Origin of the sequence: Streptomyces sp. NPDC005799 (assembly GCF_040630525.1) — a bacterium.
Lineage (GTDB): Bacteria > Actinomycetota > Actinomycetes > Streptomycetales > Streptomycetaceae > Streptomyces > Streptomyces griseorubiginosus_B.
Genome location: NZ_JBEXXQ010000008.1, coordinates 170,517 through 186,977 on the forward strand (window position 1 = coordinate 170,517; position 16,461 = coordinate 186,977).

Here is a 16,461-nt window from a genome sequence, read left to right on the forward strand (position 1 = left end):
CGTGAAGTTCACCGATGGTTACTGGCTGCTGCGCGAGGGCGTCACCGCGGCTCACCCCGTCGAGGTACTCGACGTCACCGCCACGGACGACTCGCTGGAGATCCACGCGCCGACGCAGCCCATCCGCCACCGCGGCGACCTGCTGAAGGGACCGGTCGTGACGATCAGCGCGCACACGCCGATGCCGGACGTCATCGGCGTCACCTTCACCCACTTCGAGGGCGAGCAGCCGCGCGGGCCCGAGTTCGAACTGCAGGGCACGGAGTTCAGCCCGCAGGTCTCCTACGACGAGGGGCACGCGACGCTGACCTCCGGTGCGCTGTCGGTCCGGGTGGCCCGCACCGGCACCTGGCACGTCGACTTCCTCGCCCAGGGCCGCACGCTGACCTCCAGCGGCCCCAAGGGCATCGGCATCATGCGGGACGCGACGGGCGCGCACTATCTGCGCGAGCAGCTCAACCTGGGTGTGGGCACCAGCGTGTACGGCCTCGGTGAGCGGTTCGGCCCCCTGGTGAAGAACGGCCAGATCGTCGACATCTGGAACGCGGACGGCGGCACCGCGACCGAACAGGCCTACAAGAACGTCCCGTTCTATCTGACGGACGCGGGCTACGGCGTCTTCGTCGACCATCCGGGGAAGGTCAGCTTCGAGGTCGGCTCGGAGGCGGTGTCCCGGGTCCAGTTCAGCGCCGAGACGCAGGAGCTGACGTACTACGTCGTCTACGGGCCGAGTCCGAAGGAGATCCTGCGCAAGTACACCGCCCTCACCGGGCGGCCGGCGCTCCCGCCCGCCTGGTCGTTCGGTCTGTGGCTGTCGACGTCCTTCACGACGTCGTACGACGAGGAGACGGTCACCTCGTTCATCGAGGGCATGCGGGAGCGCGAACTGCCGCTGTCGGTCTTCCACTTCGACTGTTTCTGGATGCGCGAGTTCAACTGGTGCGACTTCCAGTGGGACCCGCGGGTCTTCCCCGACCCGGAGGGCATGCTGACCCGGCTCAAGGACCGGGGCCTGCACATCTGCGTGTGGATCAACCCCTACATCGCCCAGCGCTCCCCGCTGTTCGCGGAGGGCAAGGCGCTCGGGCATCTGCTGAAGCGGCCGGACGGGAGCGTCTGGCAGTGGGACATGTGGCAGCCGGGCATGGCGCTGGTCGACTTCACCAGCCCGGCCGCCCGCGACTGGTACGCGGCGAAGCTGGAGGCGCTGCTCGCGCAGGGCGTCGACTGCTTCAAGACCGACTTCGGCGAGCGGGTGCCCCTCGACGTCGCCTGGTCCGACGGCTCGGACCCGGAGCGGATGCACAACTACTACACGTACCTGTACAACCGCACCGTCTTCGACGTGCTGCGCAAGCACCGCGGCGAGGGCGAGGCCGTGGTCTTCGGACGCTCGGCGACCGCCGGCAGCCAGAAGTTCCCGGTGCACTGGGGCGGCGACTGCGAGGCGACGTACGAGTCGATGGCGGAGTCGCTGCGCGGCGGGCTGTCGCTGGGGCTGTCCGGCTTCGGGTACTGGAGCCATGACATCGGCGGTTTCGAGGGCACGCCGACGCCCGAACTGTTCAAGCGCTGGCTGGCGTTCGGCCTGCTGTCCTCGCACAGCCGGCTGCACGGAAGCTCCTCCTACCGGGTCCCGTGGCTCTTCGACGAGGAGTCCGTGGACGTGCTGCGGGAGTTCACCCGGCTGAAGCTGAGCCTGATGCCGTACCTCTACGAGGCCGCGCGCACCGCGCACGCCGAGGGGGTGCCGGTGATGCGGGCGATGGTGCTGGAGTTCCCGGACGATCCCGGGTGCGCGCATCTGGAGCGGCAGTACATGCTCGGGCCGGACCTGCTGGTGGCGCCGGTGTTCAGCGACGAGGGGGACGTGAGCTACTACGTGCCCGAGGGCACCTGGACCCACTTCCTGAGCGGAAGGACGGTGACCGGGCCGCGCTGGGTACGGGAACGGCACGGGTTCCTGAGCGTGCCGTTGCTGGTCCGGCCGGGGGCGGTGATCCCGGTGGGGGCGGTGACCGACCGGCCCGACTACGACCACGCCGACGGGGTCACCCTGCGGGTGTTCGGCCTCGAGCGGGGCGCGCAGGTGACGGTTGCGGTCGGCGAGGTCACCTTCACCGTCGTCCGCGAAGGTGACACCCTGCGGGCCTCGTGCGGTGATCCGGTGGCGCCGTGGAGCCTGGCCGCCGGGGAGCGGACGGCGGCGGCCAAGGCGGGGACCGGGTTCCTCTCCCTGGAGCTGGGCTGATGGTGAAGATCACCGATGTGGCGCGGCACGCCGGGGTCTCCCCCAGCACCGTCTCCTACGCGCTCAGCGGCAAGCGGCCCATCTCCGAGGAGACCCGGCAGCGGGTCGAGGCGGCCATCCGCGAGCTGGGCTACCGCCCGCACGCGGGGGCCCGCGCCCTGGCCAGCAGTCGCTCCAACGTCCTGGCGCTCGTCGTGCCCTTACGGGCCGGCATCCACGTCCCGGTCGTCATGCAGTTCGCGGTGTCCGTGGTGACCACCGCCCGCCGGTACGACCACGACGTGCTGCTGCTGACCCAGGAGGAGGGCGAGGACGGGCTGCGCAGGGTCGCGGACACGGCGCTGGTGGACGCGCTGATCGTGATGGACGTCCAACTGCACGATCCCCGGCTGTCGTTGCTGCGCTCACTGGAGCGGCCGTCGGTGATGATCGGGTTCCCGTCCGACGCGGACGGGCTGACCTGCATCGACCTCGACTTCAAGGCGGCCGGAGAGGCGTGCGTGGAACATCTGGCGCGGCTGGGCCATCGGGTGGTGGCACTGGTGGGGTCGCCGCCGGAGGTGTACGTCCGGCAGACCGCGTTCGCCCAGCGGGTCGTCCAGGGCTTCACCGCGGCCGCCGACCGCGGCGGGCTGTCCTCCTCCGTCCACCCCTGTGAGGCCACGCCCGCCGGGGCCCGGCTGGTCGCTGAGCAACTGCTGCGGGAGCAGCCCGCGTTGACCGGGGTCGTCGTCCACAACGAGCCGATCCTGGAGCCGCTGATCGACGCCTTCGAGCAGCTCGGGCTCCGCGTCCCCGGCGACCTCTCGGTCACCGCGATCTGCCCCGACGAACTCGCCGAGTCGGTCCGCGTCCCCGTCACCTCCGTCGCCCTGCCCTCCGCCGAGGTGGGCGAGCGGGCGGTGCAGCTGCTGATGAAGAAGCTGGGCGGGAGTGCCGTACCCGAGGCGACGCTGCTGCCGCCCCGGATGACGGAGCGGGCGAGCACGGCACCGCGCGACGCCTGATCCCGTCCGGTCAACGCCCTTGTGCAAGGCCCTACTCGAAGGAGCCGTGACATGAAAGGCAAGCGAAGCAGACCCAGAACGACCGTCCTGGTCGCCCTCGCCCTCGTCGCGGGCCTGGGCGCCACCGTCCCCGCCCACGCCGACGACACCGCCTACCCCTTCCGTGATCCGGACCTCCCGGTCTCGAAGCGCGTCGACGACCTGCTCTCCCGCCTCACCCTCGAGGAGAAGATCTCCCTCCTCCACCAGTACGAGCCGGCCATCCCCCGCCTCGGCATCCAGTCCTTCCGCACCGGCACCGAGGCCCTGCACGGGGTGGCCTGGCTCGGCAGGGCGACTGTGTTCCCGCAGGCGGTCGGGCTGGCGTCCACCTGGGACCCGGGCCTGATCCGGCAGGTCGGCTCGGCCGTCGGCGACGAGGCACGGGGCTTCCAGCAGACCCGTCCGGCCGGCTGGGGGCTGAACCTCTGGGCGCCCGTGGTCAACCTGCTGCGCGACCCGCGCTGGGGCCGCAATGAGGAGGGCTACTCCGAGGACCCGTACCTGACCGGGTCGATCTCGACGGCGTACGGCACGGGCCTTACCGGCGGCGATCCGGACCACCTCAAGACAGCCCCGACGATCAAGCACTTCCTCGCCAACAACAACGAGGTCCACCGCGACACCACCTCCTCCGAGCTGCGCCCCCGCGTGCTGAAGGAATACGACGAGCAGGCCTTCAAACCCGCGATCGCGGCGGACGCGGCGACGGGCGTGATGTCCTCCTACAACCTCGTCAACGGCCGCCCGAACACGGTGAGTCCGGCCCTCGACGACACCGTCCGCACCTGGACCTCGCAGCGGCTGCTGAACGTGACCGACGCCTACGCGCCCGGCAACCTGGTCGGCAGCCAGCGGTACTACGGCACCCAGGCCGAGGCCGACGCGGCCGCGCTGAAGGCGGGCATCGACAGCTTCACCGACAACGACACCGACTCCGGCCCGACGACGAGCGCGGTCAAGTCGGCGCTGTCGTCCGGCCTGTTGAAGGAGTCGGACATCGACGAGGCGGCCGGTGACGTGCTGAGCGTCCGGGTGCGGCTCGGCGAGTTCGACCCGGGCGGCGGCCGGTACGGCTCCATCGACGCGTCCGTCATCGACAGCCCGGCCCACCGCGCGCTGGCCCGCACGGCGGCCACCGAGGCGGCGGTGCTGCTGAAGAACCACAAGGGCGCACTGCCGCTCAGCAGATCCGCGAAGGACGTGGCCGTGGTCGGTCCGCTCGCCGACACCCTCCACACCGACTGGTACTCGGGCACGCTTCCCTACGCCGTCACCCCGAAGGACGGCATCGCGGCCAAGCTCGGCACGTCCGTCGCGAGCAGCGAGGGCGTGGACCGGATCGCGCTGAAGGACACGGCGACCGGGAAGTACGTGACCGCGGGCACGGGGGAGGCGGGCGCGGCCCTGAAGGAGACGGACGCGTCCGGCGCGACCTCCCAGTTCGACGCCTTCGACTGGGGCTCGGGGATCGTGACCCTGCGTTCGGCCGCCAACGGCAGGTACGTCGGCTACAACTGGTCGGCCTTCGTCAACGACCAGACCCAGCCCAACGGCTGGTTCGTGCAACAGCAGTTCAAGCTGGAGCGGCAGGACGACGGCACGTATCTCCTTCGCTACGCCGGCTACGAGACCCAGGAGTCCTGGTGGACCAACCCGGTCTACCTCGGCCCGACGGGCGCGGACGGCACGCTGGGTCTGGTGGCGAAGGACCAGGCCGCCCACTACACCAAGGACGTCGTCCGCAGCGGCGTGGACGAGGCCGTCGCCGCCGTGAAGGGCAGGGACACCGCGGTGGTCGTGGTCGGCTCCGACCCGTCGATCAACGGCCGCGAGGCCCACGACCGCACCGACATGGGTCTGGCGCCCGCGCAGGAAGCCCTGGTCAAGGCGGTGCACCGGGCCAACCCGCACACGGTCGTGATCGTCGAGAACAGCTATCCGACCACCCTCGGCAGCCTCCAGAAGGAGGTCCCCGCGCTCCTGTGGACCACCCACGCGGGCCAGGAGACGGGCAACGCGCTGGCCGACCTCCTCTACGGCGACGCGAACCCGTCGGGCCGTCTGACCCAGACCTGGTACCGGTCGGAGTCCGACCTCCCCTCCCTCCTCGACTACGACATCATCAAGTCCGACCGCACCTATCAGTACTTCAAGGGCAGCCCCCTCTACCCCTTCGGCTACGGCCTGTCGTACACCCGCTTCCGCTACGGCGGCCTGCGGCGCGTGGACGGCGGCTACCAGGTGGCGATCACCAACACGGGCAGCCGGACGGGCACGGAGATCGCCCAGCTCTACGTCCACCAGCGCGTCTCCCGCGACAAGCAGCCGCTGAAGCAGCTCAAGGCCTTCGCGCGGGTCACGCTGAAGCCGGGCGAGACGCGGACGGTGCGGCTGACGGTGGCGCCGTCGGACCTCGCGCACTGGGATGTCACCCGCTCCCAGTGGGTGGTGGAGAGCGGCACTTACGACGTGCTGGTCGGCTCCTCGTCCTCCGACGTCCGCGCCCGCACGTCCTGGGCGGTGCGCGGCGAGACCATCCCGCCCCGCGACCTGTCCCGGACCACCCGCGCCGAGAACTTCGACGACTACGCGGGGATCTCGCTCGTCGACGAGTCCAAGGCGAGCGGTACGGCGGTGGCGGCGGCCTCCGACGGAGCGTGGCTGAAGTTCGCGGACACGCGAGGGGGCAAGGGCGCGGGCGAGTTCACCGCCCGCGTCGCCGGTTCCGCCGGGACGGTCGAGGTCCGGCTGGGCTCCCCCACCGGTCCCCTCGCCGGATCCGCCCCCTTCGCCGGCACGTCGTCGCCGTACGACTACGCGACGGTGACGGCGGAACTGTCGGCGGCGGCGAAAAGCCGGACGGACGTGTACCTGGTGCTTTCGAAGGGCGTACGGCTGTCGACGTTCGCCCTGCGTGCTAGCGTTGAACGGAATTCATTGAATGACGGTCAGGAGTAACACTCCGAGATGTGGCGGCGCTGAAGCAGATAGCCGCTGACGTAAGCACGGGCCCCGCTTGTGAGCCGAAAGTGCAGGTCATGTCGGGGTTCCGTGTTCGGACGTGGTTGTTTTGCGGCCGTTTGATGTTGTACACAGGCCTTTGTGCGCCCTGTTTCAAGTGGTTTTCCGCTTTTGGGACGATTGGGTTTACCGCGAGTTACACCTGGAGAATTGCGCTACCTTTCGCGCCTACTAGAGCGCGCGAGGGAGCCGAAGATGCGCGAATTTGCTGTTTCTCCTCTGGAGTCGGTCCGGCCGGTGGGCGGTCTGGCCGACGCCGTCTTCGACCGCGCGGCCGAGGACCCGGGAGCCGTCGCGCTCGGCTGGAAAGACGCACAGGGGAACTGGCTCGACGTCACGGCCGCCGAATTCGGCACCGAGGTACTGGCCCTGGCGAAGGGCCTGCTGGCCCGGGGCGTCCGCTTCGGCGAACGGGTCGCCATCATGTGCCGCACCCGCTACGAGTGGACGTTGTTCGACTTCGCCTGCTGGACGATAGGCGCCCAGGTGGTCCCGGTCTATCCGACCGCTTCCGCCGAGCAGGTCACCTGGATCCTCCACGACGCCCAGGTCACGGCGATCATGGTGGAGAACGAGAACAACGCCATGACAGTGGCCCGCGCCATGAGCCGGCTGCCGCTCCTTCGGTACCTGTGGCAGCTGGACGCCGACTTGCTGCCGGAACTGTTCGACGCCGGAGCCGACATCGACGACGCCAAGGTCCACCGGCAACGGCAGGCGGTCGTCCCGAGCACGGTGGCCACGATCATCTACACGTCCGGGACGACGGGACGCCCCAAGGGCTGCGTCATCACCCACGGCAGTCTCATGCACCAGACGGACACCGTCGTCAGCCGCTGGGACCCGGTGTTCCACTCCCGGAAGAACGACCAGGCCTCGACGCTGCTGTTCCTTCCGCTGGCGCATGTCTTCGGACGGATGGTGCAGGTCGCCGCGATCCGGGGCGGTGTCCGCCTCGGTCACCAACCGGAACTGACCGCGTCGGCGCTGCTCCCGGACCTGGCGGCGTTCAGGCCCACGTTCATCGTCTCCGTCCCCTACATCTTCGAGCGCATCTTCAACTCCTCCCGGCGCACGGCGGAGAAGGCCGGCAAGGGGGAGGCGTTCGACCGCGCGGTCTCCGTCGCGGTCGAGTACGCGCAGGCCACGGAGGCCCGCGCGTGGGGAACCGGACCCGGCCCATCCACCCGTCTGCGGCTGCGGCACCAGTTCTGGGACCGGCTCGTCTTCGCCAAGCTGCGGGCCGCCATGGGCGGACAGCTGCGCCACGCCCTGTCCGGCGGTTCGGGCATGAAGCGCAGCCTCGGACTGTTCTTCGCCGGCGCCGGCATCTCCGTCTACGAGGGGTACGGCCTCACCGAGACGGCCGCCGCCGTGACGATCAACCCGCCGGAACGCACACGCTACGGCACGGTCGGCCGGCCGATCCCGGGGACCACCGTGCGCATCGCCGACGACGGCGAGGTCCTGGTGAGCGGGCACACCCTGTTCGACGGTTACCTCAACGACGAGGAGGCCACCCGGCAGACCCTCATCGGCGGGTGGCTGCGCACGGGAGACCTGGGGAGCCTCGACGGGGACGGCTATCTCACCATCACCGGCCGGAAGAAGGAGATCATCGTGACCTCCGGCGGCAAGAGCGTGTCCCCGCTCCTGCTGGAGGAACGGGTGCAGGACCATCCCCTGGTCGCCCAGTGCGCGCTCGTGGGCGACGACCGCCCCTACGTCGCCGCGCTCATCACCCTCGACCCCGAGTCGGTGAAGCACTGGCTCTCGATGCGCGGCAAACCGCCCCTCAGCGCGGCGGAACTCGTGGCCGACCCGGACCTCGAGACAGAGATCAGGCGGGCGGTCATGGCCGCCAACACCCTCGTCTCGCAGGCCGAGTCCATCCGGACGTTCCGCGTCCTGGCCCGCCCCTTCACGGTTGAGGAGGGGCTGATCACGCCATCGCTCAAATTACGGCGGAACGCCATCGCGGAGGCACACGCCGACGACATCGAGGCGCTGTACCACAAGCGGTCCTGAAACGACGAACGGCGCCCTCGTTGCCGAAGGGCGCCGCTCGTACGGTGGTGCAAGGTGGAGATGGCGGGAATCGAACCCGCGTCCAACGGTGCGGAATCAGGGCTTCTCCGTGTGCAGTTCGCTGTGATTTTCTCGGCCCCGGCGATCACGCGAACAAGTCGCCGACGGGCCCAGTCACTGTTTGATTTCCCTCTTCACCCCGTGACCGGGATCAAGGTTTAGTCCCCTAGCTGATGCCAGGATCCGGGTCGGGAACACCCCCGGGCTGACACTCCCATTAAGGAGCTATTCGATCACTACCTGATCAGGCAGCGAGAGCGAAAAGCTCGGGAGAATCGCTCTTGGAATTGGCGATTATTTGTTTCGGCCTGTGGTTTACGAGATCATGGCCGCTTCCTCGACACGCTTCCCCTGCTTCGACATCCGCTGTCGAAACCGATCATCCCCATGTGTTGTTTTCAATGCTCACACCGGGTTCATCCGGTGTTGGTGCCATCGTACGTGACCAACGCGGCCCGGTGCCACCGTATTCCCACCGGGCGGGGTCAGGCGCCCCGCTGCCTGCGCTTGGCCGCCGCGATCGCACGGTCCGACTCCCGGCGGTCCTGCTTCTCGCGCAGGGTCTGGCGCTTGTCGTACTCCTTCTTGCCTCGCGCGAGCGCGATCTCGGCCTTCGCCCGGCCGTCCTTGAAGTACAGGGCGAGGGGCACGATCGTGTGACCCGTCTCGTCCGCCTTGACCGCCAGCTTGTCGATCTCCTCGCGGTGCAGCAGCAGCTTGCGCTTGCGGCGCGCGGAGTGGTTGGTCCAGGTGCCCTGGGCGTACTCGGGGATGTGGGCGTTGTGCAGCCACGCCTCGCCCCCGTCGACCTGGACGAAGCCGTCCACCAACGAGGCGCGGCCCTGGCGCAGCGACTTGACCTCGGTGCCGGTCAGGACGAGCCCGGCCTCGTAGGTGTCGATGATCGCGTAGTCGTGCCGGGCCTTCTTGTTCTGCGCGACGATCTTGCGCTTGCCGCCCTTCTCGCCGTCCTTGGCCGTGGCGGCCGTCCCGCCCTGCTTGGGCTGGGACTCCTTGGGTACGTACATTCCCTTGCTCATAGTGCCGTCCATTTTCGCACTACGCGGGGGTGGGAGGGCCAGTCCTTATCCGGAGGCCGTCACGGGCCCCGCCGGGTCCCGGGCGGATGCCCTCAGTCGTCGCCCAGTCCGCTCAGCACCGTCTCGGCCCGCTGGACGGCGGTGGGGCCGTCGGCCTGGTCGACCTCGAGGTCCGGGGTGATGCCCCGGCCGTCGACACCGCGGCCGGAGGGGGTGCGGTAGTGCCCGACGGTCAGTTCGGCGACGGACCCGCCGGGCAGCCGGCTCGGCATCTGGACGGAGCCCTTGCCGAAGGTGCGCGAGCCCACGACGACCGCGCGCCCGCGGTCCTGCAGGGCTCCCGTGAGCATCTCGGCCGCGCTCATCGTGCCGCCGTCGACGAGCGCGACCAGGGGTCTGGTGGTGTCGCCGCCGGGATCGGCGTGCAGGGCCTGCTGCTCGCCGTCGACGTCGTAGGTCGCGACGAGCCCGCCGTCGAGGAAGGCGGAGGCGGTGGTGACGGCCTCGGTGACCAGACCGCCGGAGTTGCCGCGCAGGTCCAGGACGATGCCGGCGCCGGCCGGGGCCCGGCGGACCGCGCCAAGGACGTCCTCGCCGACGCCCTTGGTGAACGCGGAGATCTTGATGACGGTGATCCCGCCGGCGAGTTCTCGAACGGTGACCGAGTCCGTGGACAGCCGGGCCCGGCGCAGGGTCTTGGTCCACGCGTGCGTGCCGCGCTGCAACCCGAGCCGCACCTGAGTGCCGGCCGCCGCGTCCGTGGCGTCGCCGCGCAGCAACGAGACGACCTCCGTCACCGGCTGCCCGGCGACCTGCTGTCCGTCGACGCTGCGCAGCCGGTCGCCGCCGCGGATGCCGGCGGCCGCCGCGGGCGACCCGGGGGCCACCCTGGTCACCTCGATCCGGCCGTCCCGCTCCCGCCGGGCCCACAGGCCGACGCCGGTGTACCGGCCGTCGAGGGCCTCCTCGAACTCCTCGTACTCGCCCTGGGAATAGACGGCGCCCCAGCGGTCCCCGCTGCGGCTGACGGCCCGCTCGGCGGCCTCCATGGGGGACTTGCCGTCCGCGAGGGCCTCCTGGGCGGCCTTGGCCACGTCCTCGTGGCGGTCGGCGGCCAGGGCCGTGCGGGCCGCGTCGGACGCCGACTTGCGGTCGGCCCGGTCGAGTTCGGGGAACGAGCCGGTCGCCGCTCCGGCCACCAGCACGCTCGCGAAGACCAATGTCAGGGCGGCCCCGCGGCGGATGCGGCGGGGCTGGCAGAACAGGTCGCGGCCTGACATGCCGGTGAGTCTAGGACAACGCAAGAGGGCCGCAGGGGCGGTTGCCCGTACGGCCCTCTTGGCATGCGTCACACCTTCAGGTACTTGCGCAGCGCGAAGAACGCGGCCAGCGCGGGCATCAGCAGGCTCGTCGCGAGGATGAGCGGCAGCTTGGTCAGAACGGCGTCCCAGCCGATGAAGTTGATCAGGTTCAGCTTGTGGGACAGGTCCAGGCCGTGGTCGATGATGAAGTACCGGGCGATCACCAGGAATCCGCAGGCGACCGTCCCCCCGATCAGCCCGGCGACCGCGGCCTCCGCGATGAACGGCGCCTGGATGTAGAACCCGGAGGCGCCGACCAGCCGCATGATGCCGGTCTCACGCCGACGGCTGAACGCCGAGACGCGCACGGTGTTGACGATCAGCATCAGCGCGACCACCAGCATCAGCGCCATCACCGCCCGCGCGGCCCAGTTCATGCCGTTGAGCAGCCCGAAGAGGTTGTCCAGGATGCCCTTTTGGTCCTGCACCGACTGCACCCCGTCACGCCCGTTGAAGGCGGAGGCGATGACCTGGTACTTCTGCGGGTCCTTCAGCTTGATGCGGTACGACTCCTGCATCTGGTCCGGCGTGAGCGAGCTGGCCAGCGGGGAGTCACCGAACTGCTGCTTGTAGTGCTTGTACGCCTCGTCCTGGGACTCGTAGGTGACCTTCTGGACGACGTCCATCTTCTGCAGGTCGGCGAGGATCGACTTCTTCTGGTCGTCCGTGACCGCGCCCTTGGCGCAGTTGGGGTCGGACTCGGCGTCGCTCTTGTTGCAGAGGAAGATCGAGACGTTGACCTTGTCGTACCAGTAGCCCTTCATCGTGGTGACCTGGTCGCTCATCAGGAGCGACCCGCCGAACAGGGCGAGCGACAGGGCGACGGAGACGATGACGGCGAACGTCATCGTCAGGTTGCGGCGGAGACCCACACCGATCTCCGACAGTACGAACTGGGCGCGCATGGCGTCTTCTTCGGGCCTTTCCGGGGACGGTCGCGGTCAGTGCTGGTAGCCGTAGACGCCGCGTGCCTGGTCGCGGACGAGGCGGCCCTTCTCCAGCTCGATGACGCGCTTGCGCATCTGGTCCACGATGTTCTGGTCGTGCGTGGCCATCACGACGGTCGTACCGGTCCGGTTGATCCGGTCCAGCAGTTTCATGATGCCGACGGAGGTCTGCGGGTCGAGGTTGCCGGTGGGCTCGTCCGCGATGAGCAGCTTGGGGCGGTTGACGAAGGCGCGTGCGATGGCCACGCGCTGCTGCTCACCACCGGAGAGCTCGCCGGGCATCCGGTCCTCCTTGCCGCCGAGCCCGACGAGGTCGAGCACCTGGGGCACGGACTTGCGGATCTCGCCCTTCGACTTTCCGATGACCTCCTGCGCGAAGGCGACGTTCTCCGCCACCGTCTTGTTCGGCAGGAGCCGGAAGTCCTGGAACACCGTCCCCAGCTGGCGGCGCATCTGCGGCACCTTCCAGTTGGAGAGGCGCGCGAGGTCCTTGCCCAGGACGTGCACCTGACCGTGGCTGCACCGCTCCTCGCGGAGGATCAGCCGCAGGAAGGTGGACTTTCCGGAGCCGGAGGACCCCACGAGGAACACGAACTCGCCCTTCTCCACTTCCAGGGACACATCCCTGAGTGCGGGGCGGGTCTGCTTGGGGTAGACCTTGGAGACGTTGTCGAATCGGATCACGGATGCACCACGGGTAGCCGGGGGTAGATGAGCGTGACCATACGCGACCCGGGTGGGCGATCGCAGGCACAGGACGGGTTACGCCGGGCTTGTGCGCTTTGTGCCGGCCCCGGCCTGCCCCTGAGGGCGACCCCCGCGCACCGGTCGGGTGAACCTGGCACAGTAGAGAAGGGAACGTTCCGGGACCGACGGACGTTCTCCTCATGGAACCGTTGGGCTAGGAGGGCGAGCGCATGACGTACGACCGGCTGGTGTGCGCGAACTGCGCGGCGCCCGTGAGCGAGGGCCGGTGCCCCGTGTGCCGCGCGAACCGCGAGCGGCTGCAGCAGGAGAACTTCTTGGCGGGACTGAACCCCGTGGCGCTGATCGCGCTGATCGCGGCGCTGATCGCCGCCGTGGCGCTGCTGGCGCACCAGACCGCCTAGGGCGGTCCCCGAGACCGAGCGGGGCCCGGAGCGTGAGTGACGCTCCGGGCCCTTCGTCGTACACCGCGCACACGGTCCGTGCGCGTACGGCTACCGTCAGGCAGCCGCTCCGCCGCGGCCGCCCATCAGGCGGGGCAGCACCCGGAAGCCGATGCCACCGGCGATCATCGTGGCCGCACCGACCACCAGGAACGCGGTCTGGCCGGCACCGGTCTCGGCGAGCTGCGCGCCCTGCGCCGAGGTGTTGGACGAGGCGGCCGAACCGGTGTCGGTGAGGGCGGAGGAGCCCTCCTCCTGCGCGGAGGTGCCGGAGCCGCCGTCGGGGTCGGTGTTGCTGTTGCCGCCGCCGTTGCTGCCGGTGCCGCCGCCGTGGGTGGGCGCGGAGGTCGCGGGGTCGGTGGGCTCCGTCGGGTCCCCGGTGGGCTCGTTCGGGTCGGACGGGGGCTCGGAGGTCGGCGGGGCCGGCGGCGTGCTGACCGGGTCGGTCGGCAGCTGGCTGGCCGGGTCGGTCGGGGTGGGCGGCGCGCTCGTCGGGTCGTCGTCCGTGCCGGTGTTGACGTTCACGGCGACACCGCTGTTGTCCACGCTCGCGGTGAGGTCCAGCGCGGAAGCGGCACCCGCGGCGGTCAGCGACGCTCCGGCCGCGATCACGACACCGGCGGCTATCCGCGCGGCGCGGATCCGCGTCTTCTTGGTCATAAGGTTGCTACCCCCAGTAGCTCATCGTCGTCGAGGCGGCGCTCGGGGGCCGTGATCGACGGGGGTGGCAGGCTTGCGCGTTCCCCCGGTTCACATGCGCCCCAGAGATACGCATGCCACGCTTCACCCTTCCCACTTTTCACAGCAACGTCAAGGCCGTTGCGCGCGCAATGTCCAGATGCACGTCTTTTACTGGGAGTTGGAACCTGTGAGTGTGATGTAAAACCCAGACAAACGACAACTGCCGCCCGGTGGACGGCAGTTGTCATGTCGACAAAGCGATGGGGGGAGTTACTTCTCCTGCTGCTTGCGCCAGCGAATTCCGGCCTCGAGGAACCCGTCGATCTCGCCGTTGAAAACGGCCTCCGGGTTGCCGACCTCGTACTCCGTGCGCAGGTCCTTGACCATCTGGTACGGGTGCAGCACGTACGACCGCATCTGGTTGCCCCAGGAGTTGCCGCCGTCGCCCTTGAGGGCGTCCATCTTGGCCTGCTCCTCCTGCCGGCGCCGCTCCAGCAGCTTGGCCTGCAGGACGTTCATCGCGGTGGCCTTGTTCTGGATCTGCGACCGCTCGTTCTGGCAGGAGACGACGATGCCGGTGGGCAGGTGGGTGATGCGGACGGCGGAGTCGGTGGTGTTGACGCCCTGGCCGCCGGGCCCGGAGGAGCGGTACACGTCGATGCGCAGCTCGCTCTCGTCGATCTCGACGTGGTCGGACTGCTCGACGACCGGAAGGACCTCGACGCCCGCGAAGGAGGTCTGCCGGCGCCCCTGGTTGTCGAAGGGCGAGATGCGCACCAGCCGGTGCGTGCCCTGCTCGACGGAGAGGGTCCCGTAGGCATAGGGCACGTGCACGGCGAGGGTGGTCGACTTGATGCCGGCCTCCTCCGCGTACGAGGTCTCGATGAGCTCGGTCTTGTAGCCCTTCTGCTCCGCCCAGCGCAGGTACATCCGCTGCAGCTTCTCCGCGAAGTCGGCGGCGTCGACGCCGCCGGCCTCGGCGCGGATGTTGACCAGCGCCTCACGGGAGTCGTACTCGCCGCTGAGCAGCGTGCGGACCTCCATCTCGTCCAGCGCCTTCTTGACGGCGGCGAGCTCGGACTCGGCCTCGGCGCGGGTGTCCGGGTCGTCCTCCTCCTCGGCCATCTCGAACAGCACGGCGAGATCGTCGATCCGGCCGCGCAGCGCGTCCGCCTTCCTGACCTCGGCCTGGAGGTGGGACAGCTTGCTGGTGATCTTCTGCGCCTCGTCCGGGTTGTCCCACAGGGACGGCGCGGCCGCCTGCTCCTCGAGCACGGCGATGTCTGCCCTCAGCTTGTCGAGGTCCAGAACGGCCTCGATCGACTCCATGGTCGAGGAGAGGGACTTGAGCTCTTCGGATACATCGACGACTGCCACACCTCCAGCCTAACGGCTGTGGCAACCGTCCTCGCCCGACCATCTCGTGTCCGGCCCCGCCAGCCCCTCGGTGCCACATCCAGCCCCTCCGGTGGCGCATTTCAGCCCCTCCGGCGTTTGAGGAGCGGGGGTCAGGGGGCCAGCCCCCGGGAGCGGGGTCGAAGGGGCGCGCCCCCTGGGGACGCGACGGGCAGGGGCGGCGGGGGCGGAAGAAGCCGCCCGCCCTACGGCGACGCCGGCGCCGAATGCCTCGTGTCCTGCGGTGACGCCCCCGCGTCGTCCCCCGACGTCGCGAGCCAGGTGCCCACCCCGACCGCGGCCGCCAGCACCACCGCCGCCACCCCCAGCACCAGCCGCCGACGCCGTGTCACGGCCCGGTGCCGCGCCGACCCCGGCCGCGGCGCCCCGGCCGCCCGCGGCACCCGCGCCGTGCCCCGCGCACCGCCCGCCAGCTCGTCCGGCCCCGGCACCCGCATCGACGTGTGAGTGTCCCGGTTGGAGTCCGCAGGCTTCGCGCCCGGCACCAGCGGCACCGCGCCCCGCCGCCGCACCGGCTCCCCCGCCGGCACGGTCTGCGCCTCCTCGGCCTCCTCCGCCGGCTCCACGTCCGGCTCGTCCACGTCCAACGGCGGCATCCCCGCGACCAGCGGCAGCAGCTCCCGCAGCCGTACGCCCAGCTCGGAGGCGCGCAGCCGGGAGGCGGGGGCCTTGGCCAGGCACTGGACGAGGAGCTGCCACAGCTCGTCGGGAATGCCGGGCAGCGGCGCCACCGTCTCCGTCACATGCCGCCGGAGCACGGCTCCCGGATGGCCGCCCCCGAACGGCGTGAAGCCCGCCAGGAGCTCGTACAGCACGGTCGCGAGGGCGTAGATGTCCACCGCGGCCCGCGGCGGGAGCCCCTCCACGATCTCCGGCGCCAGGTAGTCCGGGGTGCCGATGATCTTCGTGGCCCGGGTGCGGCGCGGCGAGTCGATCAGCTTGGCCACGCCGAAGTCCGTCAGCAGCGCCGGGTGCGCGCCGCCGGGGCCGAGCGGGCCCTGCATGTCCAGGAGGATGTTCTCCGGCTTCACGTCCCGGTGCACGACCCCGGCCGCGTGGGCGGCGGCGAGCCCGTCGGCCACGTCCGCGACGATCGCCACCGCCGCCTCCGGCGCGAGCCGCCGGTCGCGGTCGATGCGGGTGCGCAGGTCGGTGCCGCGCACGAGGTCCATGACCAGCGCCAGGTCGTTGCCGTCGACGACGAGGTCACGGACGGAGACGACGTTCGGATGCTCCAGGCCCAGCAGCGCCGTGCGCTCCTGCACGAAGCGGCCGACGAGTTCCTGGTCGGACGCGAGATCCTCGCGCAGCAGCTTGATGGCGACGGGCCCCTCCGGACCCTCGCCCAGCCACACCGTGCCGGCGCTGCCCCGCCCCAGGATCTGGTTGGCGGTGTACCGGCTGCCGATCTTCCGTCCCAAGACTGCTCCTACTGACGCGTGTTGTCGCCAAAGCTACG

The 16,461-nt window shown here is 70.1% G+C and carries 12 protein-coding genes and 1 other RNA gene; 5 read left to right on the forward strand and 8 right to left on the reverse strand.

The features are described 5' to 3' along the window. The first annotated feature begins 1 nt into the window (after position 1). The 4 genes from yicI to ABZ453_RS10700 all read left to right on the forward strand — a co-directional run bounded on the left by yicI (position 2) and on the right by ABZ453_RS10700 (position 8,349). On the forward strand, positions 2-2,251 hold the full coding sequence (gene yicI, locus ABZ453_RS10685) for an alpha-xylosidase (RefSeq protein ID WP_359013688.1): 2,250 nt from the start codon (positions 2-4) through the stop codon (positions 2,249-2,251). Next, positions 2,251-3,258, forward strand: a complete 1,008-nt coding sequence (locus ABZ453_RS10690; RefSeq protein ID WP_359013690.1) for a LacI family DNA-binding transcriptional regulator — start codon at positions 2,251-2,253, stop codon at positions 3,256-3,258. Before yicI ends, ABZ453_RS10690 begins: the two co-directional genes overlap by 1 nt. A 51-nt stretch (positions 3,259-3,309) precedes the next feature. Next, positions 3,310-6,258: a glycoside hydrolase family 3 C-terminal domain-containing protein gene (locus ABZ453_RS10695; RefSeq protein ID WP_359013692.1), complete on the forward strand. Its 2,949-nt coding sequence runs from the start codon at positions 3,310-3,312 to the stop codon at positions 6,256-6,258. Positions 6,259-6,516: 258 nt separating this feature from the next. Continuing rightward, on the forward strand, positions 6,517-8,349 hold the full coding sequence (locus tag ABZ453_RS10700; RefSeq protein WP_359013694.1) for an AMP-dependent synthetase/ligase: 1,833 nt from the start codon (positions 6,517-6,519) through the stop codon (positions 8,347-8,349). A 52-nt stretch (positions 8,350-8,401) separates the two neighbouring features. Here the strand turns inward: ABZ453_RS10700 and ssrA are convergent. From ssrA to ftsE, 5 genes are all read right to left on the reverse strand, one after another. Then, positions 8,402-8,796, reverse strand: a transfer-messenger RNA (tmRNA) gene (gene ssrA / locus ABZ453_RS10705). A 98-nt stretch (positions 8,797-8,894) separates the two neighbouring features. Continuing rightward, positions 8,895-9,437, reverse strand: a complete 543-nt coding sequence (smpB, locus tag ABZ453_RS10710) for an SsrA-binding protein SmpB (RefSeq protein WP_359013758.1) — start codon at positions 9,435-9,437, stop codon at positions 8,895-8,897. A gap of 104 nt (positions 9,438-9,541) precedes the next feature. Next, positions 9,542-10,729 (reverse strand): S41 family peptidase, encoded by a 1,188-nt coding sequence (locus ABZ453_RS10715; RefSeq protein WP_359013696.1) that lies wholly within the window; start codon positions 10,727-10,729, stop codon positions 9,542-9,544. Positions 10,730-10,797: 68 nt separating this feature from the next. Next, positions 10,798-11,715, reverse strand: coding sequence for a permease-like cell division protein FtsX (gene ftsX / locus ABZ453_RS10720; protein ID WP_133046265.1), 918 nt, complete (start codon positions 11,713-11,715; stop codon positions 10,798-10,800). Positions 11,716-11,751: 36 nt separating this feature from the next. Further along, the gene (gene ftsE, locus ABZ453_RS10725) at positions 11,752-12,441 is read right to left on the reverse strand and encodes a cell division ATP-binding protein FtsE (protein ID WP_030943440.1); all 690 of its coding nucleotides are present in this window, start codon (positions 12,439-12,441) and stop codon (positions 11,752-11,754) included. A 233-nt stretch (positions 12,442-12,674) separates the two neighbouring features. Between ftsE and ABZ453_RS10730 the strand changes: the two genes are divergently transcribed. After that, entirely contained in the window at positions 12,675-12,866 is a 192-nt protein-coding gene (locus ABZ453_RS10730; protein WP_133046263.1) for a hypothetical protein, read from the forward strand. Positions 12,867-12,962: 96 nt separating this feature from the next. Here the strand turns inward: ABZ453_RS10730 and ABZ453_RS10735 are convergent, their stop codons facing one another. The 3 genes from ABZ453_RS10735 to ABZ453_RS10745 all read right to left on the reverse strand — a co-directional run bounded on the left by ABZ453_RS10735 (position 12,963) and on the right by ABZ453_RS10745 (position 16,423). Beyond that, positions 12,963-13,565 (reverse strand): hypothetical protein, encoded by a 603-nt coding sequence (locus ABZ453_RS10735; RefSeq protein ID WP_359013698.1) that lies wholly within the window; start codon positions 13,563-13,565, stop codon positions 12,963-12,965. 291 nt (positions 13,566-13,856) lie between these two features. Beyond that, positions 13,857-14,963: a peptide chain release factor 2 gene (gene prfB, locus ABZ453_RS10740; RefSeq protein ID WP_356766300.1), complete on the reverse strand. Its 1,107-nt coding sequence runs from the start codon at positions 14,961-14,963 to the stop codon at positions 13,857-13,859. A gap of 224 nt (positions 14,964-15,187) precedes the next feature. Next, positions 15,188-16,423 carry a serine/threonine-protein kinase gene (locus tag ABZ453_RS10745; protein ID WP_359013700.1) on the reverse strand — a complete coding sequence of 412 codons (1,236 nt, stop codon included), beginning with the start codon at positions 16,421-16,423 and terminating at the stop codon, positions 15,188-15,190. Positions 16,424-16,461: the final 38 nt, after the last annotated feature.

Excerpts from the sequence above, each read along its gene's own strand:
- ABZ453_RS10690 (WP_359013690.1), top strand. The coding sequence starts at position 2,251 with ATGGTGAAGATCACCGATGTGGCGCGGCACGCCGGGGTCTCCCCCAGC.
- ABZ453_RS10695 (WP_359013692.1), top strand. The coding sequence starts at position 3,310 with ATGAAAGGCAAGCGAAGCAGACCCAGAACGACCGTCCTGGTCGCCCTC.
- ABZ453_RS10700 (WP_359013694.1), top strand. The coding sequence starts at position 6,517 with ATGCGCGAATTTGCTGTTTCTCCTCTGGAGTCGGTCCGGCCGGTGGGC.
- smpB (WP_359013758.1), bottom strand. The coding sequence starts at position 9,437 with ATGTACGTACCCAAGGAGTCCCAGCCCAAGCAGGGCGGGACGGCCGCC.
- ABZ453_RS10715 (WP_359013696.1), bottom strand. The coding sequence starts at position 10,729 with ATGTCAGGCCGCGACCTGTTCTGCCAGCCCCGCCGCATCCGCCGCGGG.
- ftsX (WP_133046265.1), bottom strand. The coding sequence starts at position 11,715 with ATGCGCGCCCAGTTCGTACTGTCGGAGATCGGTGTGGGTCTCCGCCGC.
- ABZ453_RS10730 (WP_133046263.1), top strand. The coding sequence starts at position 12,675 with ATGACGTACGACCGGCTGGTGTGCGCGAACTGCGCGGCGCCCGTGAGC.
- ABZ453_RS10735 (WP_359013698.1), bottom strand. The coding sequence starts at position 13,565 with ATGACCAAGAAGACGCGGATCCGCGCCGCGCGGATAGCCGCCGGTGTC.